20 protein-coding genes are annotated in these 25,902 nt (G+C 44.5%); 12 read left to right on the top strand and 8 right to left on the bottom strand.

What is annotated here, in order from left to right:
- Window positions 1-21 precede the first annotated feature (21 nt).
- Together J4N43_RS12700 and J4N43_RS12695 are read left to right on the top strand one after the other, a co-directional pair.
- Window positions 22-897 (top strand): alanyl-tRNA editing protein, encoded by an 876-nt coding sequence (locus J4N43_RS12700; protein WP_025768864.1) that lies wholly within the window; start codon window positions 22-24, stop codon window positions 895-897.
- Between the two features lie 309 nt (window positions 898-1,206).
- Entirely contained in the window at window positions 1,207-1,431 is a 225-nt protein-coding gene (locus J4N43_RS12695; RefSeq protein ID WP_005381691.1) for a zinc ribbon domain-containing protein, read from the top strand.
- Window positions 1,432-1,444: 13 nt separating this feature from the next.
- Here J4N43_RS12695 and xseA read toward each other — a convergent pair whose 3' ends face one another.
- Window positions 1,445-2,776 (bottom strand): exodeoxyribonuclease VII large subunit, encoded by a 1,332-nt coding sequence (xseA, locus tag J4N43_RS12690; RefSeq protein ID WP_252094116.1) that lies wholly within the window; start codon window positions 2,774-2,776, stop codon window positions 1,445-1,447.
- A gap of 231 nt (window positions 2,777-3,007) precedes the next feature.
- Here xseA and guaB point away from each other — a divergent pair, with 231 nt between their 5' ends.
- From guaB to J4N43_RS12665, 5 genes are all read left to right on the top strand, one after another.
- Window positions 3,008-4,474: an IMP dehydrogenase gene (gene guaB / locus J4N43_RS12685; protein ID WP_017633908.1), complete on the top strand. Its 1,467-nt coding sequence runs from the start codon at window positions 3,008-3,010 to the stop codon at window positions 4,472-4,474.
- 99 nt (window positions 4,475-4,573) lie between these two features.
- Window positions 4,574-6,127, top strand: coding sequence for a glutamine-hydrolyzing GMP synthase (gene guaA, locus J4N43_RS12680; RefSeq protein ID WP_005381685.1), 1,554 nt, complete (start codon window positions 4,574-4,576; stop codon window positions 6,125-6,127).
- Window positions 6,128-6,292: 165 nt separating this feature from the next.
- Window positions 6,293-7,816: a Na+/H+ antiporter NhaC family protein gene (locus J4N43_RS12675; protein ID WP_005381684.1), complete on the top strand. Its 1,524-nt coding sequence runs from the start codon at window positions 6,293-6,295 to the stop codon at window positions 7,814-7,816.
- A 212-nt stretch (window positions 7,817-8,028) separates the two neighbouring features.
- A complete protein-coding gene (locus tag J4N43_RS12670; protein ID WP_005381683.1) occupies window positions 8,029-9,711 on the top strand; it encodes a chitinase in 1,683 nt (560 codons plus the stop codon).
- 182 nt (window positions 9,712-9,893) lie between these two features.
- Window positions 9,894-10,484 (top strand): acetate uptake transporter, encoded by a 591-nt coding sequence (locus J4N43_RS12665; RefSeq protein WP_005381682.1) that lies wholly within the window; start codon window positions 9,894-9,896, stop codon window positions 10,482-10,484.
- Between the two features lie 100 nt (window positions 10,485-10,584).
- Here J4N43_RS12665 and J4N43_RS12660 read toward each other — a convergent pair whose 3' ends face one another.
- On the bottom strand, window positions 10,585-12,132 hold the full coding sequence (locus J4N43_RS12660; protein WP_158159569.1) for an alanine/glycine:cation symporter family protein: 1,548 nt from the start codon (window positions 12,130-12,132) through the stop codon (window positions 10,585-10,587).
- Window positions 12,133-12,439: 307 nt separating this feature from the next.
- Entirely contained in the window at window positions 12,440-13,696 is a 1,257-nt protein-coding gene (locus J4N43_RS12655; protein ID WP_158159570.1) for a D-amino acid dehydrogenase, read from the bottom strand.
- 106 nt (window positions 13,697-13,802) lie between these two features.
- Between J4N43_RS12655 and J4N43_RS12650 the strand changes: the two genes are divergently transcribed.
- The 4 genes from J4N43_RS12650 to J4N43_RS12635 all read left to right on the top strand — a co-directional run bounded on the left by J4N43_RS12650 (window position 13,803) and on the right by J4N43_RS12635 (window position 18,470).
- Window positions 13,803-14,714 (top strand): LysR substrate-binding domain-containing protein, encoded by a 912-nt coding sequence (locus J4N43_RS12650; protein ID WP_053350249.1) that lies wholly within the window; start codon window positions 13,803-13,805, stop codon window positions 14,712-14,714.
- 117 nt (window positions 14,715-14,831) lie between these two features.
- Window positions 14,832-16,100, top strand: coding sequence for an O-acetylhomoserine aminocarboxypropyltransferase/cysteine synthase family protein (locus J4N43_RS12645; protein WP_053350250.1), 1,269 nt, complete (start codon window positions 14,832-14,834; stop codon window positions 16,098-16,100).
- Between the two features lie 208 nt (window positions 16,101-16,308).
- A complete protein-coding gene (locus J4N43_RS12640; protein WP_053350251.1) occupies window positions 16,309-17,640 on the top strand; it encodes an aspartate aminotransferase family protein in 1,332 nt (443 codons plus the stop codon).
- On the top strand, window positions 17,631-18,470 hold the full coding sequence (locus J4N43_RS12635; RefSeq protein WP_053350252.1) for a beta-keto acid cleavage family enzyme: 840 nt from the start codon (window positions 17,631-17,633) through the stop codon (window positions 18,468-18,470). The genes J4N43_RS12640 and J4N43_RS12635 overlap by 10 nt, the downstream gene beginning before the upstream one ends.
- A 74-nt stretch (window positions 18,471-18,544) precedes the next feature.
- Here J4N43_RS12635 and J4N43_RS12630 read toward each other — a convergent pair whose 3' ends face one another.
- The 4 genes from J4N43_RS12630 to J4N43_RS12615 all read right to left on the bottom strand — a co-directional run bounded on the left by J4N43_RS12630 (window position 18,545) and on the right by J4N43_RS12615 (window position 23,422).
- Window positions 18,545-19,912 (bottom strand): Na+/H+ antiporter NhaC family protein, encoded by a 1,368-nt coding sequence (locus tag J4N43_RS12630; protein ID WP_017635705.1) that lies wholly within the window; start codon window positions 19,910-19,912, stop codon window positions 18,545-18,547.
- Window positions 19,913-20,092: 180 nt separating this feature from the next.
- Window positions 20,093-20,680: a DedA family protein gene (locus tag J4N43_RS12625; protein WP_053350253.1), complete on the bottom strand. Its 588-nt coding sequence runs from the start codon at window positions 20,678-20,680 to the stop codon at window positions 20,093-20,095.
- Between the two features lie 204 nt (window positions 20,681-20,884).
- The gene (locus J4N43_RS12620; RefSeq protein ID WP_053350254.1) at window positions 20,885-22,420 is read right to left on the bottom strand and encodes a bifunctional GNAT family N-acetyltransferase/carbon-nitrogen hydrolase family protein; all 1,536 of its coding nucleotides are present in this window, start codon (window positions 22,418-22,420) and stop codon (window positions 20,885-20,887) included.
- A 120-nt stretch (window positions 22,421-22,540) separates the two neighbouring features.
- Window positions 22,541-23,422, bottom strand: coding sequence for a LysR family transcriptional regulator (locus tag J4N43_RS12615; protein ID WP_005381669.1), 882 nt, complete (start codon window positions 23,420-23,422; stop codon window positions 22,541-22,543).
- Between the two features lie 398 nt (window positions 23,423-23,820).
- On the opposite strand from J4N43_RS12615, the gene J4N43_RS12610 reads away from it, so the two are divergent.
- A complete protein-coding gene (locus tag J4N43_RS12610) occupies window positions 23,821-24,384 on the top strand; it encodes a porin family protein (protein WP_005381668.1) in 564 nt (187 codons plus the stop codon).
- A 683-nt stretch (window positions 24,385-25,067) separates the two neighbouring features.
- Here the strand turns inward: J4N43_RS12610 and J4N43_RS12605 are convergent.
- Window positions 25,068-25,553, bottom strand: a complete 486-nt coding sequence (locus J4N43_RS12605; RefSeq protein ID WP_053302978.1) for a DUF6795 domain-containing protein — start codon at window positions 25,551-25,553, stop codon at window positions 25,068-25,070.
- Between the last annotated feature and the right edge of the window lie 349 nt (window positions 25,554-25,902).

Raw genomic sequence — 25,902 nt, 5'->3', positions numbered from 1 at the left:
TTATCAAAAGTAATCGTAAAAATGACTATCACAGCAACAAAGACTCGTTTTTGTCATCAAACATGGCAATTAGAAGCACAAATACAGCTCGTTCAATATACGGAAGAAGTGACTTACGTTATTACAGATGTCACGCCGTTCCATCCCGTTAGTCACATATGGCCGGATCACCCTGCAGACAAAGGAACGTTGAAGGTGAATGGGGCTGAGCATGACGTAGTAGATTGCCAAGTTGGGGCAGTGGAGCAGGAAAGTGGTGCTCTGTATGTGGGTAGTGACATCCCTGTAAAGCGTGATGCTGAAGGTTGGGTGTTTGTCGTCGTGCATGTTTTATCACGTACGGAATCACTTGTTACTGATGATTTGGTGACATTGGCGGTAGATAAGGATTACCAACGCGCTTTGAGTCGAGGCCACACTGCAGGACACTTAGCGTATTTGGCGTTGAATAAAGTACTAGCGGAAGACTATTGGCGAAAAGACGCAGACCGCAAAGACCCACATGGTTATTATGACTTTAATAGCTATGCACAAGTTACGAGTTATGTTACTCCAGACAAGTGCCTCGATACGTACCGTTTAGGCAAAACACTCCGTAAAAGAGGATTAAACAGTGCAGATATGCTGAATGACCTCCAGGCGATTGCAAAAAAAGTGAATAGCCAACTTGTGGAATGGCTTCGACGAGATGCGATGATCACCATGGAATGCCACGGTGACAGATTAACGGATTCTCGCTATTGGAAGTGCGATTTAGGGGAAGGTCAATTAGCGGTAATCCCTTGTGGTGGAACGCATGCGAGCCATTTAAATGAGTTTGCTTTTATCCAAGTTAAACTCGTTAAGCTCGACGCTCAAACTATCGAAATGCACACCAATGTAAACACTGCTTTTTGAATAAGATCTTTTTATTAAATTCTGATTTTTCGTTTAATTAAATCTCTTTAAGGTTTTTTATTCTCTTTTAAATTGGAATGCAGAATATGTAACTTATGCTTTCGGTGTGTGGTTATATAAATATTCTTTTAAGGGGTGATCGCTGATCAAGGAGTAAATATCAGACGATCAGTATAAGATCCTACGTATCAAGTATGGTTAACGCCTCGTGAAACTTGTTGGGGCGGTGATGAAGATCAACATACTTGTTCGTTATTTTGAGTAGCATGCGTTACTCGAAATTGCTTAGTTTAGAGAGAGGAACGGGATATGCAGCAGAACATTTGCCCGACTTGCAATGTCGAACTGGAATGGACAGGACAATACCATTGTGCACAGTGTGAATCGGATTTTAAAAAAGTAGGTTTTTGCCCTGATTGTGAGGCGGAGCTGGAGAAGCTGCAAGCATGCGGTGCTGCGAGTTACTTTTGTAATGTGTGTAATGAACTCAAATCAAAATCACGTGTCCGATTTGAGTTCCAGAAAGTCAGTTAACCAGAGTTTGTATTCAGTTAACGGTAGAACGAACGTCGCCTTCGGCTAACCGGGTAATCAATACATCTCCCGACTTTACATCTGAAGATTGCGTAATTACTTTACCTTGCTCAGTTTGAGTAATTGAGTAACCTCGTTTCAATGTCGCTAGTGGGCTGACGGTGTCCAACTTTTCTGCGGCAATCGCGAGTTGATGGCGTATAGTCAGTAATTTGCGATCCATTGCATCCATGAGCTTTTGCTCAACACGTTCTAGCTTCGACTTCTGCTCGGCAAGGCGTGTTACAGGAGAATTTAATTGCAGCCGATAATGTTGACGCTCGATTCGCTGTTGACGCAAGGCAATAAAACGACTCATCGCTCGCTGTAAGCGCATGTCCAACTCATCTAACTGTTGCGTCTGACGTTGCAAGCGATAGCTTGGGTGCTGTCTCTCTAGACGGTGCACTAATTGAGTAGATTGCTGCTTTTGTTGTGCTAGGTAGTAACGCATCGCGCTCGCTAACTTATGCTGGCGGGTAACTAAAGCTTGATCTTTGTGGCTGTTATCACGGCTTACTAGCTCAGCGGCTGCTGATGGAGTAGGCGCGCGTACGTCGGCGACAAAATCAGCTATTGTCACGTCAACTTCATGTCCAACGGCGCTAATAATAGGAATTTGGCTTGCTGCAATCGTGCGAGCTAATATCTCGTTGTTAAAGCACCATAAGTCTTCTAATGAACCACCACCTCGGCCCACAATTAGTACATCACATTCATCACGGCTGTTAGCGCGACCAATGGCTTGTGCAATTTGAATGGCTGCGTCCTCACCTTGTACCACTGTCGGATAAATCACAACAGGTAGGGAAGGATCACGACGTTTCAATACGTCTAAGATATCGTAAAGCGCGGCACCAGTTTTCGATGTGATGACGCTAACACGTTTAGGGTGCTCAGGCAAAGATTGCTTATTGATTTGCGCGAACAACCCTTCTGCTGCAAGCTTCATTTTCAGCTCTTCAAACTCTTGTTGAAGACGGCCATCACCTTCCGGTTGCATGCTTTCGATGATCAATTGGTAGTCACCGCGAGGCTCATAAAGAGACAGACGAGCTTTTACTAGGACTTGATTACCGTTAGCGGGTTTGAAAGTAACGCGGCGATTGTTACCACGAAACATGGCACATTTAACTTGAGCGCGAGAGTCTTTAAGAGTGAGGTACCAGTGACCAGAGACAGGAGCTGAAAAGTTGGATATCTCTCCGACGAGCCAAACGATCCCCATTTCGTTTTCAAGGAGTAAACGAACTTCCGCGTTGAGACGAGAAACAGTAAAGATGTTTTGATTGGTCTTGGAGAGCACAGCTAATCTCTTAGACGTGAGTATGGAAATTAGCGGCAATATAATACATAGCAAGGGGGTAATTGCAAGAAAAAAATTAAAAAATTTGTGGTCAAGCGATTGCGTTAACCGTATAATCCCTCCGCAATATCTAATCCAAATGTAGCTAGTTGCTAACGCAGGTTACCCTCATTATGCGAAACGATGAGATTGGATTGTTCTTTTTACTCCTCTAATTGTGAGATATTGCAAATGCTAAGAATTGCCAAAGAAGCGCTGACATTCGATGACGTACTACTTGTGCCAGCACACTCCACCGTTCTCCCAAACACAGCTGATCTTCGCACTCAGCTAACTAAGAACATCACCCTAAACATCCCAATGATTTCAGCGTCTATGGACACTGTTACTGAAGCTCGTCTAGCAATTGCGCTAGCGCAAGAGGGTGGCATTGGCTTTATCCACAAGAACATGTCTATTGAGCAGCAGGCAGCCGAAGTTCGTAAAGTTAAGAAGTTCGAAGCTGGTATGGTAACTGACGCGGTTACTGTAAACCCTGACGCGACCATCGCTGATGTTGTTGCACTCACTGAAAAGCATGGTTTTGCAGGTTTCCCTGTTGTCACTGAGAGCAATGAGCTTGTTGGTATTATCACTGGTCGTGACGTTCGTTTTGTGACGGACCTTTCTAAGAAAGTATCTTCAGTAATGACGCCAAAAGAGAAGTTGGCAGCAGTTAAAGAAGGTGCAACACGAGAAGAAGTGCAAGAGAAAATGCACGAAGCTCGTGTAGAGAAAGTATTGGTTGTGAATGATGAGTTCCAACTAACCGGTATGATTACTGCGAAAGACTTCCACAAAGCAGAACGTAAACCAAACGCATGTAAAGATGAGCGTGGTCGCCTACGTGTTGGCGCAGCCGTTGGTGCTGGCGCTGGTAACGAAGAGCGTGTTGCTGCTCTAGTTGAAGCAGGCGTTGACATTCTACTTATCGACTCTTCACACGGACATTCTGAAGGTGTACTAAACCGCATCCGCGAAACTCGCGCTGCTTACCCAGATCTAGACATCATCGGTGGTAACGTAGCAACAGGTGCTGGTGCTAAAGCACTAATCGAAGCTGGCGTAAGCGCAGTGAAAGTTGGTATCGGCCCTGGTTCTATCTGTACAACTCGTATTGTAACGGGTGTGGGAGTTCCACAAATCACTGCAATCGCAGATGCGGCAGAAGTGGCTAATGATTATGGTATTCCGGTTATTGCTGACGGTGGTATCCGTTTCTCAGGTGATATCTGTAAAGCAATCGTAGCTGGCGCATCATGTGTGATGGTTGGTTCTATGTTTGCTGGTACTGAAGAAGCGCCGGGTGAAGTGATTCTATACAATGGCCGTTCTTACAAGTCTTACCGCGGCATGGGTTCTCTTGGTGCTATGTCTCAAGGTTCTTCTGACCGTTACTTCCAGTCTGACAACGCAGCGGACAAGCTAGTACCAGAAGGCATTGAAGGTCGTATCGCATACAAAGGCCGTCTAAAAGAGATCGTACACCAACAAATGGGTGGTCTACGTTCAAGCATGGGTCTAACTGGTTCTGCAACTATCGAAGATATGCGTACGAAAGCTGAATTTGTACGTATCTCTGGTGCAGGTATGCAAGAGTCTCATGTACACGATGTTCAAATTACTAAGGAAGCGCCGAACTACCGTCTAGGGAACTAATTACCCAACGGAAACGTTTGCTTTTTCCTTGAAGCATTAAGAAGAGGCGAGTACACTCGCCTCGGTTTTAATCACTTAGCCTTAAAAAGACTGCTCAAAATGACTAAAAATATCCATGACCAACGTATTCTGATCTTGGACTTCGGTTCTCAGTACACTCAATTAGTAGCACGCCGCGTACGTGAAATCGGCGTTTACTGTGAACTATGGAGCTGGGATGTAGAAGAAGCGGATATTCGCGAATTCAACCCAGATGGCATTATCCTATCTGGCGGTCCAGAAAGCGTAACGGAAGAGAACTCTCCACGCGCGCCTCAATATGTGTTTGATTCTGGTGTTCCTTTGCTTGGCGTATGTTACGGCATGCAAACCATGGCGGAACAGCTAGGAGGCAAAGTGGCGGGCTCTAACGAACGTGAGTTTGGCTACGCTCAGGTTAAAGTTTCTGGTGAATGTGCTCTATTTAAAGACCTTGAAGCAACTCAAGACGTTTGGATGAGCCATGGCGACAAAGTAGTAGAGATCCCAGCCGATTTCGTAAAAGTTGGTGAGACAGACACTTGTCCTTACGCTGCGATGGCGAACGAAGAGAAGAAATACTACGGTGTTCAGTTCCACCCAGAAGTGACACACACAAAAGGTGGCCTACAAATGCTTGAGAACTTTGTTCTTGGCGTATGTGGCTGTGAGCGTCTATGGACTTCGGAATCTATCATCGAAGACGCGGTTGCTCGCATTAAAGAGCAAGTGGGTGACGACGAAGTTATCCTAGGTCTATCTGGTGGTGTTGATTCATCGGTAGTTGCGATGCTGGTTCACCGCGCAATCGGCGACAAGCTAACGTGTGTATTTGTTGATAACGGTCTACTTCGTCTAAACGAAGGTCAACAAGTAATGGATATGTTCGGCGACCAATTTGGTTTGAACATCATCAAGGTTGACGCTGAAGAACGCTTCCTAAAAGCACTTGAAGGCAAGTCTGACCCAGAAGAGAAGCGTAAGACTATCGGTCACGTATTCGTAGATGTATTCGATGAAGAGTCTAAGAAGCTGAAAAACGCGAAATGGTTAGCTCAAGGTACGATTTATCCTGATGTAATCGAGTCAGCTGCATCTAAGACTGGTAAAGCGCACGTGATCAAATCGCACCACAACGTGGGCGGTCTTCCAGATGACATGGAAATGGGTCTTGTTGAGCCACTACGTGAGCTGTTCAAAGATGAAGTACGTAAGATTGGTCTAGAGCTAGGCCTGCCTTATAACATGCTTTACCGCCACCCATTCCCAGGTCCAGGTCTAGGTGTTCGTGTTCTTGGTGAAATCAAGAAAGAATACTGTGACTTGCTACGTCGTGCTGATGCTATCTTTATTGAAGAGCTTCACGCAGCTGATTTATACAACAAAGTATCTCAAGCGTTCACGGTATTCCTACCAGTACGTTCTGTTGGTGTAATGGGCGATGGCCGTAAGTACGATTGGGTTGTGTCTCTACGTGCGGTAGAAACCATCGACTTTATGACGGCACACTGGGCGCACCTACCATACGACTTCCTAGGTAAGGTATCTAACCGTATTATCAACGAAGTTGATGGCATTTCTCGTGTTGTTTACGACATTTCAGGTAAGCCACCAGCGACTATCGAGTGGGAATAATTTTCCTCTAGACAGTTGAGTTTATAAGAACCAGCCTTCGGGCTGGTTTTTTTGTACTTCAAGTTTGTGAAGAGGTGGCTCAACTTTTTTGTGAGAGATATATACATGCGGTTAAATTAAATATATATTCATTTTAATTGTTTAATTATCATAAATGGTATTGCTATGGAACAGGCTGACGTTACCTCTCTCATTCCCATCCTTATTACTCTTTTCCTCGCGCTGACCACAAGAAATGTCGTTGTTGGTTTATTCGCGGGTGTGGTGAGTGGTGTCGCTATGCTCGAAGGGACATTTGTCGAAAAAGGGCCACTAGACTCGTTTAGTGCACTGATGAAAAGCTATCTACTGCCGCAATTAACTGACAGCTACAATGCGGGCGTCATTTTGCTCTTGGTCTTTATTGGTGGCTTTGTTGCCTTGATGGAGAAATCTGGCGGTGGTGTGGCGTTTGCTAAAAAGGTTACTCAATGGGTTGCGAGTAAATGCCAAGCTCAACTGTCCGCATGGTTCGGTGGTGTGGTTATTTTCTTCTCAGACCTTGGTACACCACTGATTGTTGGCCCTGTTTTTCGCCCTTTATTTGATAAGTTAAAAGTATCACGCCAAAAATTAGCTTTTATTATCGACTCTACTTCCTCTCCCGTCGCAATCTTGATCCCTTTTATCGGATGGGGCGTTTACATCATGGGATTGATTCAAAAAGAGTTTACTGCCCTGAATGTCAGTATGAGTGATTGGGATGCTTTCATTGGTGCGATCCCGTATCAGTTTTACGCCTTTCTTGCGATCGCGATTGTGCCGATTGTCTCTTTCTTCAAATTAGATTTCGGACCGATGGCGAAGGCTGAACAACTAGCAGAGCAGGGCTCCGACTTTGGGAAAGTGCAGGAGTCCATGAATGTGTTTACGCATAAAAATGCAAAATCTAGTTTTGTATGGGCACCTTTGCTCGTTATGCTGGTGGTTCTATGTACCATCCTCGTGCCACACGGTTTTCCATTTCAAAAAGTGGCAGGATCAACGTTTAGGGCTGCACTTTCTTCTGCATATTTCTTCGCGGCCTTCACTTTAATTGCGCTGATGGCGTTTTATGGCGTAAGAAAGCTTTCGGATGGTATTCAGGTTTATCTGAAAGGGATGTCAAACATGATGTCAGTGGCGGTGATTCTGGTATTGGCTTGGGCGCTTAGCTCGGTTGGGAAAGAATTAGGTGCAGCTGCATACATTGCTGAACAAGCTCAAGCCGGTTTCCCTTACTGGTTATTGCCAGCGGTTGCGTTTTTACTGGCCGGTATTATCTCGTTCGCTACGGGATCATCTTGGGGGACGTTTGCCATCATGATGCCATTAGTGATCCCAACTGCCGTTGCGATTGATGCACCACTGTTGGTTTGTATTGGTGCGGTATTATCTGGTGGCTTGTTTGGCGATCACTGTTCTCCCATCTCTGAAACTACGATTTTGTCGTCGACAGGAGCGGGGTGTGAACAGTATGAGCACTTCCGTACACAATTGCCTTACGCATTACTCAATGGAATGATCGCATTAGGGTGTTTTCTTTTAGCTGGAATCAACGCCTCACCAGTGATTGTGCTTGCCGCAATTATTTCTCAGTGTGTGGTTTATTTTGTGCTGTCTAAACAAAAGTCAACCGCGAAGCTAGAGGTGGTTTCGGCAGAACAATAAAGAGAGAAACATCACAAAGCGGAGGCTCACAGGGTCTCCGCTTTTCTTTTGAGTCAAGGTAACATTTTTCTTGTGACAAAATGTGTGTGAGGACCTATTTATTCATTTTGTCTCGCAGAATCAACGTACTTGGCTCGGTGTTTCGTATATATGATCCACTATATGTCTAGTTATTCCTCGTATATTGTATTGTTGAAATCCGGAGACTAGACATGTTTGCACTCAAACATCTTCCTCTTGCATTGAGTTGTGTCTTAGCAGCACAAGTGAATGCGAGTATGAATATTCAGCCCGATCCGCAAAATCCGAATGGTTATGTTATTGCTCGTGGTGACGTTCAAGCCGTAGAGCAAAGCAAAACTTCTGATCCTATGTATGCCATTTGGTCACAAGCATTAGAGACACGCCCGAACTCAGTGGTTGAAGCGATTGTTCCAGGGGCGACAACCAACCCAGAAAACGTGAAGCGTGTAGAGCGTGTATTCCCCGAAAGTGAGTGGGACTTCCTGACTCAAATGGCGGCACCTGAATACACTTACACGCGTTTCCTACGTGCAATTGGTAAGTTCCCTGCATTCTGTGGTGAGTACACAGACGGTCGTGATTCGGATGCAATTTGTAAAAAATCGATCGTGACAGCGTTTGCTCACTTTGCACAAGAAACCGGTGGCCATATTTCGATTGATAACGTATCGGATAATCCGCTAGGGTTGGAAGAGTGGCAGCAAGCTTTGGTTCATGTGCGAGAAATGGGATGGTCTGAAGGGCAAGAAGGTTACACAACAGGTTGTGGTCAAAATGACTGGCAAAACAAACGCTGGCCATGTGAGTCTGGACAAGGTTACTTTGGACGTGGTGCAAAGCAGCTTTCTTACCATTTTAACTATGGCGCGTTCTCTGAAGTGATGTTTGATGGCGATGCATCTGTATTGCTGAAAAATCCAGGCTTGGTTGCGGATTCGTGGCTGAACTTAGCATCGGCTATCTGGTTCTTCCTAACCCCACAAGCACCGAAACCTGCAATGCTACATGTGATTGACCGTACTTGGGTGCCTTCACAGCGTGAGCTTGATGCTGGCATTGGTTACGGCTTTGGTACCACCATCAACGTGATCAATGGTGGTATTGAGTGTGGAGAGCAAAACAAAGATAAAGGCCAACCTGTTAACCGTATTCGCTATTGGGAAGGACTTGCCGCTCATTATCAAATTCCAATTGAAGCCGATGAGACCAATACCTGTTGGCAGCAGACGCCTTACGGCAGCTTAAATCTGAATGGTGCGACAGACGTGTTGTACACCAACTGGGATGGGAACTGGAAATACTACTCAGATCGTCCGGGAGGCCACTCTTTTGAATGTGAACTTGTTGGTTTCCAAACGGCTTACTCTGCGCTAGTTGCGGGTGACTATGAGAAATGTGTAACTAACTTCTACCAATCTCATGCGGGTTGGCCAGAAGTTCGTGTAGTTGACAAGTTAGACCCAGTGGATCCGGTCGATCCGCCTGTAGGTGGTGTGGCAGCTTGGGATTCTGGCAAAGTATATAACACGGGTGATCAAGTTTCTTACCAAGGTGCTGTTTACGAAGCGAAATGGTGGTCACAAGGTAATGAGCCAACGAAAGGAGACCCTTGGAAGCTGGTTTCAGGCACTCCTACGGAGCCGCCTACAACGGAACCTGAACCACCGGTGACTGAGCCAGAGCCGCCAGTAACCGAGCCAGAACCACCAGTGACAGGCAATTTTATTCAGTGGGAGCCGGGTGTAACGCAAGTCGCTAACGGCGATAAAGTGACGTACCAAAACAAATGTTTTGTTGCGAAAAATGGCCCAGGAGTGTGGGAAAGCCCAACGCAAAGCAACTGGTTCTGGGACGAGATTTCTTGTCAGTGATCGAGTAAAAAACAACCTAACCATCTATAAAGACTCTGCTTTTTTGCAGGGTCTTTTTTTATATATGTAGTGGTTTATTTATGGAATCTAAGTTTTCAATAACAGCTTTTCTCTTTTGTTCTGGAGCCCATTAAAATTCGCGCGCATTTTTTATCAACATTTTTGAAAAAAGGTATTTGTACATGTCGACAAAACTGGCTAACCCAGCACCGCTAGGTCTTATGGGTTTCGGTATGACCACTATTCTGCTCAATATTCATAATGCAGGATTTTTCCCAATTGACTCTATGATTCTAGCGATGGGCATCTTTTACGGTGGCCTTAGCCAAGTAATCGTTGGCATCATGTGCTTTAAACGCGGTGATACATTCGGCACAACTGCGTTTACTTCTTACGGTCTATTTTGGCTAACATTGGTTGGTCTAATCGTAATGCCTCACATGGGTCTTCCTGCAAGCCCTGCAAGCTTTATGGGTTGGTACCTAGCGCTTTGGGGCATCTTCACTGGTTTCATGTTCATTGGTTCTCTATGTTACCCAACAGCGAAGCAAGTGGTATTTGGCTCTCTAACTATCCTGTTCTTCTTGCTTGCTGCTCGTGATTTCACTGGTAGCGAAGTGATCGGTGCTATCGCTGGCTTCGAGGGTATCTTCTGTGGCGCAAGTGCAATTTACTTCGCAATGGCGCAAGTACTGAACAACGAATTTGGTCGTGAAGTGTTACCTGTGGGTAAAGCAAAAATCGCTCGTAAAGTTGAAGCGGTTATCGCCTAAGCTGTTACTCATAAAGAAGAAAGGGGGATTAACCATTGGTTAATCCCCCTTTTTTATGTCCTTAATCGGACCACTGCTTTTTCTTATTTATGTGATAACGCTATGTTGATGGTTGCTCAACAGTTTCTGCGCTATTGCTGTCTGCCGTTGGTGCTTTACCCGTTTTACGTCGGTACTTATCTTCCCAGTAATATGCGCCTTTAATGCCCAGTGCAACAGGGTTAAATGTAAAATCGGTCACACCACGTTTTTGTTGCTCTTCGTAGTCGTTCAATGCTTTGAGTGCAGGCTTCGACATAAAGAAGATGATCAAAATACCGATGATGTTTAGCCACGCCATCAGTCCTACACCTACATCACCCATCGCCCATGCTAAGTTGGCGGTTTTCACGGTTCCGTAGAACACGGATGAAATAATGATGACTTTCAGAATAAACATCAGTCCATTTACTTTGAACGTACGACGAATGTAAGCAATGTTCGTTTCTGCAATGTAGTAGTAAGCCAGAATGGTCGTAAACGCGAAGAAGAATAGAGCGATTGCGATGAATGGTTTACCCACGCCAGGTAGTGCGCTTTCGATCGCCATCTGTGTAAACACAGGGCCATTTGCACCAATATCCGCTGGTAGGTTTTGAACCAGGAATGTACCTTCAATCGCACCATTTACGTTGTACGCGCCAGTGATAAGAATCATGAACGCGGTTGCTGAACACACAAGTAGTGTATCGATGTAAATAGAGAAAGATTGAACAAGACCTTGCTGAGCAGGGTGATCAACACTCGCTGCTGCTGCTGCGTGAGGACCAGTACCTTGACCTGCTTCGTTGGAGTAGACACCACGTTTTACACCCCAGCCAATTGCGGCACCAACGCCTGCCATTGGTGTGAACGCGTCACCAATAATCATGCCGAAAATGCGCGGAACCTCACCAATGTTTAGAAGGATGATGACAAACGCAGTAATGATGTAAGCTAACGCCATAAATGGTACAACGACTTGGGTAAAGTTCGCGATACGCTTTACGCCACCAAAAATGATGAAAGCCAAAATGACACAAACAACCGTACCAGTGAAAATTTTAGCAAAACTGAAGGTACCAATAGCGGTTTCAATCATGTCACCTGAGCCAAATGCGGCTTCTACTGCGTTACCGATACTGTTCGATTGAACGCCAGGAAGTAGAACACCACAAGCAAAGATGGTCGCGATAGCAAAGATCCAAGCGTACCATTTTTGTCCCATTGCTTTCTCAATATAGTAAGCAGGGCCACCACGGAACTCGCCTTCGTCTTCTTCTTTATAAATTTGTGCAAGTGTTGATTCTGCGTATGCGGTTGCAGCGCCAAAGAAGGCTACGACCCACATCCAGAATACGGCGCCTGGGCCACCGAAACCGATAGCAGCAGCAACACCAGCAATGTTACCTGTACCTACACGGCCAGACAGTGAAACGGCAAGTGCCTGAAATGATGATATCCCTTTTGTTGAACTCTTCCCTGAAAGTAATAAGCGCCACATCTCAAAGAAGTGACGAATTTGTACAAAACGCGTCATGATTGAATAGAACAAACCTGCGCCAAGGCACAAATAGATCAGTACCGGGCTCCAAATAATTCCATTCAGAAAATCAACTAATGACTGCATGAGTATTTTCCCTGTTAGTTGTGTTTGTGGTTGTTTTTCACACAATACATTACCCTTTATGTAATGCAATTGTTAACTTTTTTAGCTACAAATCCTTTGTAGCGTGATGATGAACACAGAATGGAGAGCAGTTGTTAAAATTTGGTTCTTATTGCTTATTTGCTCCTTTTAGGTAGAAGATTTGTCTGATGATTAATTATGCAGCACATTGTCATTTAAATGTGCTGCGATTTTGATGAGTTAAAAATGCCAGTGGTTATGCATTTTGTGGAGTAAGTGTCTGCCTGTTTTTTGTTCAGTCATGTCCTCAGGAGTAACGACAAAGGTTAAGCTCCGCATTATCCATCACTTTTGCTTTTTCACCTTTCATTACGCTTGCTAGCAATTGACCTGAACCACAAGCCATCGTCCAGCCCAGAGTTCCGTGTCCGGTGTTAGTAAAAAGGTTATCGTATTTAGTCGCGCCGATAATTGGTGTGCCATCAGGCGTCATTGGCCTAAAGCCGCTCCAAAACTCAGCTTGGCTGAAGTCACCACAACGAGGAAAAAGATCACGGATGACCATTTCGATGGTGTTTTTGCGCTTTTGTGGAAGGGAAGCATCAAACCCTGCTAATTCTGCGGTGCCAGCTACGCGAATTCTGTCATCAAATCGAGTCATAGCGACTTTATAGGTTTCATCCATCACAGTAGATCGAGGAGAGAAGTGTTCATCTTCCATCGGGATGGTGAGTGAATAGCCTTTGACAGGGTAGACCGGAATATCAATATCGAGTTGCTTGAGTAGCGCTGTAGAGTAGCTGCCAGAGGCCACCACATATTGGTCTGCTTTAAATTGTCCTCGGTTCGTTTGGACACCTATGATCTTTTTGCCTACTGTAACCCAATTGCTTACTTCAGTATCGAACTCAAATCGGACACCGTGTGCCTTAGCAAGCTCCGTTAGTTGTTGGCAAAATTGATGGCAATCGCCCGTTTCGTCATCAGGTAGATGCAAGCCACCAACCAGTTTGTCTTTCACAAGTGCAAGCCCTGGCTCTTGTTCAATACATTGTTCGACGTCCATTAGCTTAAATCGGGTTCCGCTTTGTTCAAGGAGCTGCATGTCCTTTTCAATAGTTTGCAGCTGTTGATGTGTTCGGAATACTTGCAAGGTCCCAAACTGACGTCCTTGATACTCAATGGCGTGTTCTTGGCGTAACTGTTCTAAGCAAATACGGCTGTGGTTAGCGATAGAAAGCATGCGAGCCTTGTTAACTTGATAGCGAGGTAGGGTGCAGTTCGCGACCATTTTACTCGCCCAGCGGATCATATCGGCATTCAGAGTGGGTTTGATTTTAAGTGGAGCATGCTCCTCCATTAACCACTTAATGGCTTTAACAGGAACACCAGGCGCAGCCCAAGGCGAAGAATAGCCATACGAGATCTGCCCGGCATTGGCGAAGCTCGTTTCCATGGCACTGCTTGGTTGGCGGTCAATGACGGTAACTTGATAGCCTGCTTGAGATAAATACCAAGCAGAGGTTAAGCCGATAACGCCGCTGCCTAATACGATGACTTCCATTGATGCACTCCACACATTTATCAGAGTGCTCAGTTTCTTTTCTTTACCTTTTATTAACAATCGATATAAATTACACATAGCGTTTAGAAAAACTATAGGCTCAAGGATGAAAAGTAATCTGATAAGTGGCTTGTGTCTATTTAGCCAAATCGCGGAGTACAACAGCTTTACTGGTGCTGCGAGACATTTACACCTCACCACTGGTGCCATAAGCCAACAAATTATTCATTTGGAAGCGTTATTAGGTTTTACTTTATTTGAACGCCACTCTCGCGGTATTCGTTTAACCGTAAAAGGCACTCAGTTACACCAAGCGACGCAGTTTCACTTTTCGGAACTGAGCAAATTGCTTGATGAGCTCAAAGTAGAAAAGCAAACCAATGAAATTCGTTTGAAGTTGACGCCTTCTTTTGCTTTCAAATGGTTAGTTCCAAAGCTCGAAAGCTTCCATCACGATAATCCGGATATCCAAGTACAAATCTTTGCGGAAGGTGCGCTGGTAAATAGTGAGATAAAAGACTATGACGTCGCAATTGACTATGGTCTTCATCCTTATAGAAATGCTAACGCGGAGCTGATTTTGGATGAGCATCTGCTACCGGTGATGAGTCCAAAATACCTTGAGGATCATGGCTGGCTAAAAACGTTGTTTGGTGAGCAAAAAAACTCAATGCCAGTGAAGCAATGGCAAGAGGCGACGCTACTACACGATGCGATGCCATGGGAAAAAGCGACGCGTGACTATGAGTGGCTATATTGGGCGTCAGCGATGGGGTTGGATTTTAAAACCGATATCGGACACTTTTTTAATCGAACGGATATGGCGATGTCTGCAGCCGAAGCAGGCGTTGGGATTGCGATGGCACGAATGGCACTGATTGAGGATGAATTGACGACAGAGCGTTTGGTTTCTCCATTCAAACCGATTCCTGCCAATGCAGGGTATTACTTGATCATGAACACACGTACGAATGCGACAGAAACGTTTCGTCACTGGTTACTTGGACAGTTGAATTAGCGTTTTATCTCTGTGATTCATCCCCACGTTATTTGTTGAAAAATTGGGCAATATAAGTTTTAAGCAAGGTAAGTGCTTTGCTTGCCGCTATTTGAGTGATGAAAGACAGGGAAGAACATGAAAGACGAAACGCTATCCATCCATTTTGGTTACGAAACTGACCCTACCACTAAATCTGTCGCGACGCCGATTTATCAAACAGTCGCGTACGAGTTTGACAACGCGCAGCATGGTGCTGATCTGTTTAACTTGGAAGTGCCGGGGAATATCTACACTCGCATCATGAATCCGACTAATGACGTGCTGGAAAAACGCATGGCAGCGTTAGAAGGCGGCATTGCTGGATTGGTCGTGAGTGCGGGGAGTGCAGCGATTAACTATGCGATTCTGACCTTAGCGCAAGCGGGCGATAACATCGTTTCTACGCCGCAACTTTATGGCGGTACTTATACCTTGTTTGCGCACATGCTCCCAAATCAAGGTATTCAGGTGAAGCTTGCTAAAGATGACAAGCCAGAAAGTTTGGCCGAATTAATTGATGAAAATACCAAAGCGGTGTACTGCGAGAGCATTGGGAACCCTGCGGGCAATATCATCGATTTAGAACGTGTGGCGGAGCTTGCTCATGCACAAGGCGTACCTGTGATTGTGGATAACACCGTTGCGACGCCAGTGCTTTGCAAACCCATCGAATTTGGTGCGGATATCGTAGTTCACTCTCTCACTAAATACGTTGGTGGGCATGGCACCACATTAGGTGGCGTGATTGTGGATTCCGGTAAATTCCCTTGGGCACAGCACAAAGACCGCTTTCCTGTTTTCAACCAACCAGAACCTTCTTACCACGGCGTGGTGTATACCGAAGCGTTTGGTGAGGCGGCATTTATCGGGCGTGCGCGTACCGTACCACTGCGTAATACCGGAGCAGCATTATCACCGATGAATGCATTTATGCTTATGCAAGGGTTAGAAACGTTACCGCTGCGTATGGAGCGCCATACCGAGAACACACTCAAAGTGGCTGAATTCTTGGAACAGAATGACAAAGTCAGTTGGGTAAATTATGCCGGATTGCCAAGTTCTGAACACTTCCATCTCGCCGAAAAATACATGAAAGGTAAGCCTTCTGCGATTTTGTCGTTTGGTTTAAAAGATGGTTATGACGCTGGTGTGCGTTTTTATGATGCTTTGAAAATCTTTAAGCGTTTGGTGAACATTGGCGATGCAAAATCATTGGCTTGCCATCCTGCATCGACGACTCATCGTCAATTGAGCGAAGCAGAACAAAAACAAGCTGGTGTGTCTCCAGAGATGATTCGTTTATCGGTGGGTATTGAACATATTGACGATATTCTAGCCGATTTAGAACAGGCACTAAACTCGTAAAACGATTCTGTTTTTAGCTTTGGGTTACCCATAGGCCAGCCTTTAAAAAAGCTGGCCTATTTTTATTTTATTGTTTAAATATCAAGGGTTTTGGTGTTTTTGGTTTGTGGCATTCCAAAAGCTCATAGAGGGTGAGATTTATTCTCTTGTCACGTTTGGGTTTGTTCCTGATGATGTGTGCAAGTATTACACATTGGAAGGGACTCAAATGTCTTACGTATTTCACCGTCATTGCCATGCCACGCTACCAATCATCGATAGAGGTGAAGGTGTTTATCTATTCGATAAGCATGGAAAGCAGTATCTCGATGCTTGTGGTGGGGCTGCGGTATCAAACCTTGGCCACAGTCATCAAGCCGTTAAAAAAGCGATGTTGGAACAGATCGAGCGAGTGCCGTTTGCTCATACTGGATTTTTTACTAGTGATAACAGTGAGCGCCTAGCAGAATTGGTTTGTCAGCACATGCCTGAACAGTTCAACCATGTGTATTTAGTCAGTGGCGGATCAGAAGCGGTGGAGTCGGCACTAAAAATGGCGCGGCAGTATTTCGTGGAATCAGGTAAGCCAGAGAAAAAGCAATTCATCGCGCGTCAGCAAAGTTATCACGGCAATACCTTGGGGGCTTTGGCTGTCGGAGGTAATGAATGGCGACGTGAACCGTTCAAACCCATCTTACACCCGAGCCATCATATCGCCCCTTGCTATGCTTATCGTTATCAGCAGAGTCATGAGTCGGAATTGGATTACTCATTGCGAGCGGCGAATGAGCTAGAGGCAAAAATTCTTGAGTTGGGGGCTGATAATGTCATGGCTTTTGTCGCCGAGCCCATTGTGGGAGCCACCGCTGGAGCTGTGCCTGCCACACAAGGTTATTTCAAGCGTATTCGCGAAATATGCGACCAATACGATGTGTTATTGATCTTGGATGAAGTCATGTGTGGCGTTGGACGCAGTGGTAGTTTTTTTGCGTTTGAGCAAGAAGAGGCAGACCCCGATCTGGTGTGTATGGCTAAAGGGCTTGGTGCGGGTTATCAACCTATTGGCGCGGTGGTTGCGAATGATCGAGTCTACCAAGCTATTGCCGGTGGAAGCGGTTTTTTCCAACATGGCCATACCTTTATGGCGCACCCTGTGGCGTGCGCTGCTGCCGTGGCAACCATTCAAACCATCTTCCAAGATGATTTATTAACGGCGGTGAATCAGCAAAGTGCTTTGCTGCGTAATGAGCTTACTTCTGAATTGGCCCATTTACCGTACATTGGCGACATTCGTGGTAAAGGCTTATTTTTTGGCATTGAGCTGGTGGCGGATAAAGAAAGCAAGGCGCCTCTGAGTAAAGCCACATTGGCAGACAAATGCATCAAACAGCAAGCAATGGAAAATGGCTTAATGTGCTACCCAATGGGAGGAACGATTGATGGCGTTAATGGGCACCATATCTTGCTTGCACCGCCATTCATTATTCAGCCTCACCATATTGATGAGCTAGTTGGCAAACTCTCATTAACGCTAAAAGAGGTAGCGAAGGAATGGAATTAGAAAATCGATCTATACGAGAGCCTATCGCTATTATCGTGGCCCCAAACGGTGCAAGAAAAACTAAGTACGATCACGCCAGCTTACCCATGACAACAGACGAACTGGTTGCAGAGGCTATCGCTTGTCAAACGGCAGGGGCTGCCATGATCCATTTGCATGCTAGAGACGCCAACGGACGTCATTCATTAGACATCGACGACAACATGACAATTTACCATGCCGTGAAAGAAGCAGTGGGACAAAACATGATGGTACAGCTCACCACAGAGGCGGTGGGCTTGTATTCTCCGCCACAACAGATGGCGTTAGTTAAAGCTGTGAAACCAGAAGCGGCTTCTTTCGCATTGAGGGAGTTAATCCCTGATCGAGCAAGTGAGAAAGAAGGGCATACCTTTTTCCATTGGGTGGCAGAAAACAACATCGTGAGCCAAATTATTCTCTACGATGCAACCGACATTGAACGTTATTTCCAACTGCGTGATACGGGCGTGTTACCTAAAACGCATCAGCATGCATTAGTGGTGTTAGGGCGTTATCACCAAGCTCAACAGTCTTCGCCATGGGATTTACGAGGTTTGAATTTGGCGCGTTTTGTCGAGGAAGAAATTCGATGTGCCATTTGTGCTTTTGGCGCGCGAGAGCAAGACTGTTTAGCGAGTGCGATGTTACTTGGATTCGATGTGAGAGTGGGGTTTGAGAATAACCACGTCGATGTGGCAGGCGAATTAGCAATCAGTAACGTGGCTCAGGTGGAAGCTCTACGCGATGTGGCGCATCGCTTTGCGATTCCTTTACACAGTGCGCAAAGTTTGCGTTCAGCTTTGAAGTAAATCTGCTCGCGGAAAAGAAAAAAAGAAGAAAGGAAAGTAAAAAGGCTCCATCGGAGCCTTTTCGGTATTTGTCGTTAGTTCTCAGTTTGCGCTACAGGTTGACGAGCGGGATGTTTGATAAACACCGCGACAACAGCCGCTATCGCTAATGCAAAACAGTAGTAAGAATTGGCAACTACTTCAAGTGGCGAGAGGTTGAATACGGAACCTAGCAGCAGTACTTGAGCACCGTAAGGCAACACGCCTTGCACCACGCATGAGAAAATGTCTAACAAGCTTGCTGAGCGGCGAGGAGAGACATTATTCTCTTCCGCCAGTTGGCGAGCAACGCTGCCCGATACAATGATGGCTACGGTGTTGTTTGCCGTACAGCCATTGACCATTGATACCAAACCTGCAATACCTAGCTCGCTTGCACGACTGTTCGCATGCTTAGAGTGACTAGAGCCAAACGCGTGGATAAGGCTACTAACGAAATTTGTTAGAAAAGCAAGACCACCTTGGCGACGCATCAGTTCACTCAAACCACCAATCAGCATGGATAACAAGAAGATCTCTTGCATGTTACCAAAGCCTTTGTATACGTCTTGGGCTAGATTAGTTAGTCCGTAATTGTCAATCGATGCCAAGCTCACGCCGCCAGCCAAAAGAATGCCAATCGACAGAACCACAAACACATTCACACCAGATACCGCTAGGATCAAAATAGTGATGTACGGCAAGACTTTTAGCCACTCAATATCGCCAGTTTCAGGCACTTGAGTCGCGGTACTGTTGAAAGCGAACACTGCAATCGCGATCAACGCCGCAGGTAAAGCAATACGAATGTTCTCTTTAAACTTGTCTTTCATCTCACAACCTTGAGAGCGTGTCGCCGCGATGGTGGTGTCAGAGATGATAGAAAGGTTATCACCAAACATAGCCCCGCTCAGCACAACGCCTGCGGTTAACGGTAAGCTCATTCCTGCTGATTCAGCAATCCCCAACGCTACGGGGGCAACGGCTGCGATGGTACCCATCGAAGTCCCCATTGCTGTTGCGATAAAAGCAGAAATCAGAAAAATGCCCGGTAAAATCATGCTGGTTGGAATAGCGGATAAACCAAGGTTCACTGTTGCATCAACACCACCAGAGGCTTTTGCTACCGCAGCAAAGGCACCTGCAAGCAGATAGATCATACACATTGCGATGATGTCTGGGTGGCCAACACCACGCATGAAGTGTTCGATTGAGCGGTTAAGTTTCTCTTTACTTAAAAGAAACGCAATGATGATGGCTGGTAATACCGCGATGGGTGCAGGCAGCTGGTAGAAGGCAAATTCCACGCCTTGCAAAGATAAGTAAGTGCCTACGCCAATAAATAGCGCAAGAAATACAATTAATGGGATCAGTGCGACCGCAGACGGTGCAACTGTTTTAGTAGTTTGTTGGGAACCGGACATGTAAACGACAATGTTAATGATAAGAGAGAAGAGCAGACTAATATCACATTTATACATTGTCAACGTCTAGACGTCTAAATGGCTGTTTAAATTTTACACGTAAAGAAAAAGATAAAAGCTCGTGTTGCGTATCTCACTGATACCACGAGCTTTAGTTATGCGCTAATGAAGAGACTGTCGTTATTGCATTGATTTGGCTTTTTTGCGTTTAACAATACCTAAAACCATCCACGTAAATAAGACAGCAGCAAATGCCCATACCAGATATTTGTATTCGGCGTACAGGTTGCTCAACACGCTTAAATGTTCAAATGCAAAGTGAGTTAACAAGCTGAATACCAATACCCAAACCGTCGCCGCGAGGGCGTTACCGAGCAAAAACTCTCTACGTGGCATTTTCGCGATACCGCATGCAAGAGGCATAAATTGCTTCATTCCTTCAATAAAGCGGCTGACGACCAAGCACGTAGGGCCGTATTTCTGGATCGTCAATTGAAGCGTTTGCATCTTAGGGCCGGAAATGTAGCCTTTTTTATCTAACCACCCCTCAAAGTAATAACCGATTAAGTAGCCACAGGTATTACCAAAAAAGCAGCTCAGCCACGATACCATCATTACCATACTTAGGTTCATGACTTGCTCTGACGAGAGCAAAGATGCCGTGATCATCAGTGATTGACCAGGCATCGGGATACCTATCCCTTCTAGAAATATACTGACAATCAGCGCAACGTAGCCGTATTGCTCAAGCAAAGGCTTCATTGACATGAGAAGTTCGTTAATATGTTCCAAAAGCTTTCCCCTAATAAAAGCGGAACGAAGTTGGAGTGATACTCCGAATGTCCTATTGGGTCAATTCTTGTTTCTCACCATTGAGAAAAACTGACATGCCTCTGATAATTGCGCAGAATCAACCTGCAGCTGGCTTTACTCGCCGCCACGCTCTTTGGTAGCGGCGAATTAGGGAGATCCTTATGACTCTTTGGCTTTGGTGAATGCGCCATACAAATCAAGGCGGCGATGACGTAAGTTGGTGACAGAGCCTTCGGTATTAAGCTGTTTCAACTTAGTCAAATCAACATCAGCGAAGATTATCATTTCGGTGTTGGCGCTTGCTTCTGTCAAGGTCGCATCGTGTGGAAAATAGATATCCGACGGTGAAAATACGGCAGATTGTGCGTACTGGATATCGACATTATCAACACGAGGTAAGTTGCCGACACTGCCCCCAATTGCAACGTAGCATTCGTTTTCGATGGCTCGTGATTGGGAACAGATTCGTACTCGTTGGTAGCCATTTTTTGTGTCTGTCCAGAAAGGAACGAACACAATTTGTGCGCCTTGCTCGGCGAGCATTCTTCCCAACTCTGGGAACTCGCTGTCATAACAAATCAGTATGCCGACTTTGCCTGCATCGGTTTCGAACACCTGAACATTGTCGCCACCGTCGATCACCCAGTCTTTTTGCTCATGGGGCGTGATGTGAATCTTATATTGAGCGTTTATTTCACCATCTCGTTGCAGCAAGTAGGCCACATTATACAACTTGCCATCCTCGATGACGGGCATACTGCCTGCAATAATGTTGATGTTGTAGGTGACTGCCATCTGCGAGAAGCGGTTTTTGATCTCTTCTGTAAAGCTAGCCAAAAAGCGAATTGCTTCGACGGAGTTTTGGTCGTTTTGCAATCCCATCAGCGGCGCGTTAAAGAATTCAGGGAATAGGGCGAAATCGGCTTTGTAGTTCGCAAGAGAAGAAATGAAAAACTCAGCCTGATCGAGCAAGTCCTCTAAGTCATTCATAGCGCGCATTTGCCACTGCACAACACCAATTCGAATCAGCGTTTTTTCTACATCATGGACGGATTGAATATCCTCTTCGTAGAAAAAGTTATCCCACTCCAGTAGAGTTGCGTAGCCTTTAGAAGCACTATCCTCTGGCAAGTAACCACGCATAATACGCTTTACATCGAAGTCATTTGCAAGCTGAAAAGACAAAATAGGGTCATGAAGCTCACGGCGTTTTACTTTGTCGATGTACTCTGCAACGCTCAGTTCATCTGCGTATTGGTGGTAATTAGGAATGCGACCACCGGCTAAAATTGCTTTGAAGTTCTTACTCCGGCAAAGCTCTTTACGCGCATCATACAAACGTCGACCTAAACGCAGCCCACGGTAGTCCGGGTGGACAAATACATCGAGACCATACATGGCGTCACCGGTCACTTGATTCTGTATGACGTTGTTTTCGGTAATGATGTCGGTATATAGATGAGGAAGAGAAAAGCGGTTGTAGTCCACTTTAATGGTTAATGCTGCACCGACTATTTTGCCGTTATCTTCAATACAGATTTGGCCATCAGGAAACTGATGAATGAGATCCATGATGGTCAGGCGTGGCCATGAGCCACCAACATCAGGAAAAACAAGGTCCATTAATTCCGCGAGCTCTGGGTAATCGGTCGGCTCAATGGTGCGTAAAGAGAGTCTTGGCGTGTTGCTGTCCATATCCTACTATCCATTTATCCTTTTTAAATAGTATGGATGAGAATGCCATAAATTTGAGCAGACAGATACCGAAGTCTTTGAGTTGTTTTGGTTTACCTAAACGAGTTTAAAGAAACAACATTAACTTAGCTTGCTCTTCAGCCATTCGTGAAATGCCACTACTTTTTTAGCTGAAAGTCGATAATTTGGAATCATCACGTAATAACCATAACCGCTCTGTAAAGAGAGGTTGAGAACATGCTGAATGTCCCCTCTTAAAATCGAATACTGCGCCATAAAATCAGGAAGCAAGGCGAGCCCTTTTCCCATTCTGACAGCTTCGCAAGCTAGGTAAAAATGTTCGACGCCTACAGGTTGATAGGTAACGGGAGATTCTACAGTGTAGACAGTTTTAAATTGCTCCCATAGCTGAGGGCGAGTGATTTGAGGTATAAACGGATAATTACTAACAGCGTGCACACTCTCAATTGCAGGAGCATTTGTGCAACCGACTAATAACAATGTTTCTTCGCACAGTAAGTGGCTGTATTCATAATGTGTGGATAATGGAAGGCAGCGAATATGTAAGTCACTTTCGTTGCTCGAATCTTTGACGTTCCCATCCCCGGTACAGACTCTTACTCGGATGTTAGGATGTTGCTGGTGGAAGTCATCAATATTAGGTATCAACCAAAGGCTGGCAAAAGAAGGGGTTACGTCCACGGTGAGTAATTCTTGCTTTGAATCTGACTGGATTAAGTTGGCAGTTGCATGCTGAATAAGCTCCAAAGCTTCTGTGACTTGCGGCAGATAACGCTTGCCTTCTTCGGTTAACTCAATACCACTCGCCCTTCTTTGTATTAAAGGTAAACCCACCAATTGCTCCAGCGATGCGATTTGTTTGCTTACTGCGCTTTGCGTAATACATAGGGCATCCGCTGCTTTAGAGAAACTGAGGTAATTAGAGACCGCGACAAACGTCCTTAATGCTCGAATAGAAGGGTATTCACTGCCTTTTAACATACTTCAGTTCCATTAAACTCTGCTTAGGCAAAGAGTAGAGTATTCACGGCTTGAAGCAAAGTAAGATGCAACGTATGTGTGATTAGCTTCCTTTCTTATAAAAACTAGCTAAGCGTTTTTTGACTGATTAATCTACAAGAGTATTTTAGATGTTTATTTAATTTCTTTGAAAAATCTACAAATTAACAAGAATCTTTTTCACATCATCGATTAACCTCAATTTAGTATTGTTTATATAAAGTAAACAGACAGATCGTTTTTTCTGTTTTTGTTCGGCGTTCTTTAGAGGATTGTCAGTATTCTATAAAATTAAATATATTTTTCATTAATTTAAAGTTGGCATTGCATTTGCTCTTTACTATTCGAACCTTCAATGGAACTTATATTAGGAGAACGAAATGAAAAGCAATGTTGTTACTTTGATTAGCCTTTTTTCTTTAGCAACGTTTAGTACTTTATCACATGCTGCGGACTCCAACGATCATGGTGTATATGTTGGCGCCAACTACGGTTACTTAAAAGTTGATGGACAAGATGACTTTGATGATGACAGCGATGTTATTCAAGGTTTAGTTGGTTACCGTTTTAATCCTTACTTAGCGTTGGAAGGTGGTTACATTGATTTCGGTAGCTATGGTAATAACCTAGCAAATGCCGAAACGGACGGCTATACAGCGGCTCTAAAAGTTACCGCTCCCATTGCTGATCGTGTCGACCTTTACGCAAAAGGCGGTCAAATGTGGTACTCGACGGATTACAACGTTGCGGGCTTCCAAGGCAACAAAGATGATGAAGGTGTATTCGCTGGTGCCGGTGTGGGTTTTAAAGTTACTGATAACTTCTTAGTTAACGCAGAATATATGTGGTACGACGTAGAACTCAATGCGGAGAATGTCGCGAACGGTGCAAACACGGAAACAGACTTTAACCAAGCATCACTAGGTGTAGAGTATCGCTTCTAATATAGTTAGCCGTGCTGGACTCAATAAAAGTGCGAAGCAAAATAGCTTCGCACTTTTATTATTTATCATTCAAATAATTTAAGACCGATGAAGCGTATATATAAAACGAGGGCTAATTTATTTTATTGTTACTCCAGGGTATTTAATACGTTACTAGCATGACTGTCTAGCCTTTTTACTAACCTTGAAAAACAAAGCTTTATTGCTCTACAAGTAATATTAGATAGGTTAATTTCCGCATTGCCTGACATTACATTTATGTGGCCTATAATACCGCGTACGTGTTCGTTACGTTCATTTTTTAGCTCTGAAATTAGCTAATTGAACCCAAGTAGCAAGGCCTACGGTCGCATCTGTTGTATTATATGACCCAGACCTGAAATTCTTAGTAAAGTCAAAGTTGAAGAGACTATTTTACTTACCCAACCATCAGTCATCCGAGCGTTATATCTCTTGTTGAAGTCAAGAAATACGTTGCGTTCTAGATAAGTTTAAGGCTTAGATTGTAGTGCCGATCACTCATTACTTGTAGCGTTATTGACATAACCCGGAACAGATTTTTTCCTAGTCCATGAGCGTGGAAGTCGATACCAGAACCTCCTTCTAACCGATACTCAATGCCCCCGTGAATGAATGGCCAAAGAGGAGACATAGGAACTGGAGTTGCATCATGAGTGCATTATTTAATTTCCATACAAGTCAGAGTCTATATAACCAAATAAGTTACATTGGCTGTTCACGTAGTAGTCATCGTTTTCTTCATCATCAATTGAAAAAGCAAAGTACTTAAGAGGGTTCTCAGTGTCACAAGCAAGGTTAGCCATGTTATTTTTTACGTAATCCTCTATTTTATAACCATCAAAGCTTCCTTCCCAAATAATAGTACTTTCATCATTGCTGAGTTCTGCGACTAAAACAATAGTTACATAGCGATCAATGAGAGGAGTGCTTATGACGTCTTTATTTTCATAGACTGGAGAAAACTCAAAGCGACCAGTACTGTCTGTGAATGTTGATAAGTCTATTGATTTCCCTGACATGCTTAAACCAATACTAAGGCTAACCTTTAGGCTACTAAGTGGTTTTCCTTTCTTTGTTAACACACCATTGATTTGCGGTGTGTATTGATTAACGTGTTCGTCATTCAATTTACTTTCTTCAAAATTCATTACAATGCTCACTAATATGACGGTAATAATTCCAGCAACTTAATTTTTCACAACAATATTTTCATTTTGAAATTTAAAAATCTATATATGTTGTGTTTCTGTTCAATATCTAAGGTTAACTTTGTGATTAGAGTTACATTATTTTTTGTAACTACTGTTTGTAGTCATTACATCTATAGAGTTGTAATGAAACAAGCGAGTAGGGACTAACAATGAATACATCAATCAATTCATCGAGGGAGATGAGTATAGACTTTAGACTTAGATCTAGTTATCTCTTAGAAAGGATAGGTAAGCAGAAGACTTTTAAGTTGCAGGGCTTTTAGTACCATGCTTTCTGCCTTTTTGA

It is taken from the genome of Vibrio sp. SCSIO 43009 (assembly GCF_023716525.1).
GTDB classification, from domain to species: domain Bacteria; phylum Pseudomonadota; class Gammaproteobacteria; order Enterobacterales; family Vibrionaceae; genus Vibrio; species Vibrio alginolyticus.
Note: the sequence above shows the minus strand (reverse complement) of the source record. Positions and strands in the feature narration are given on the sequence as shown.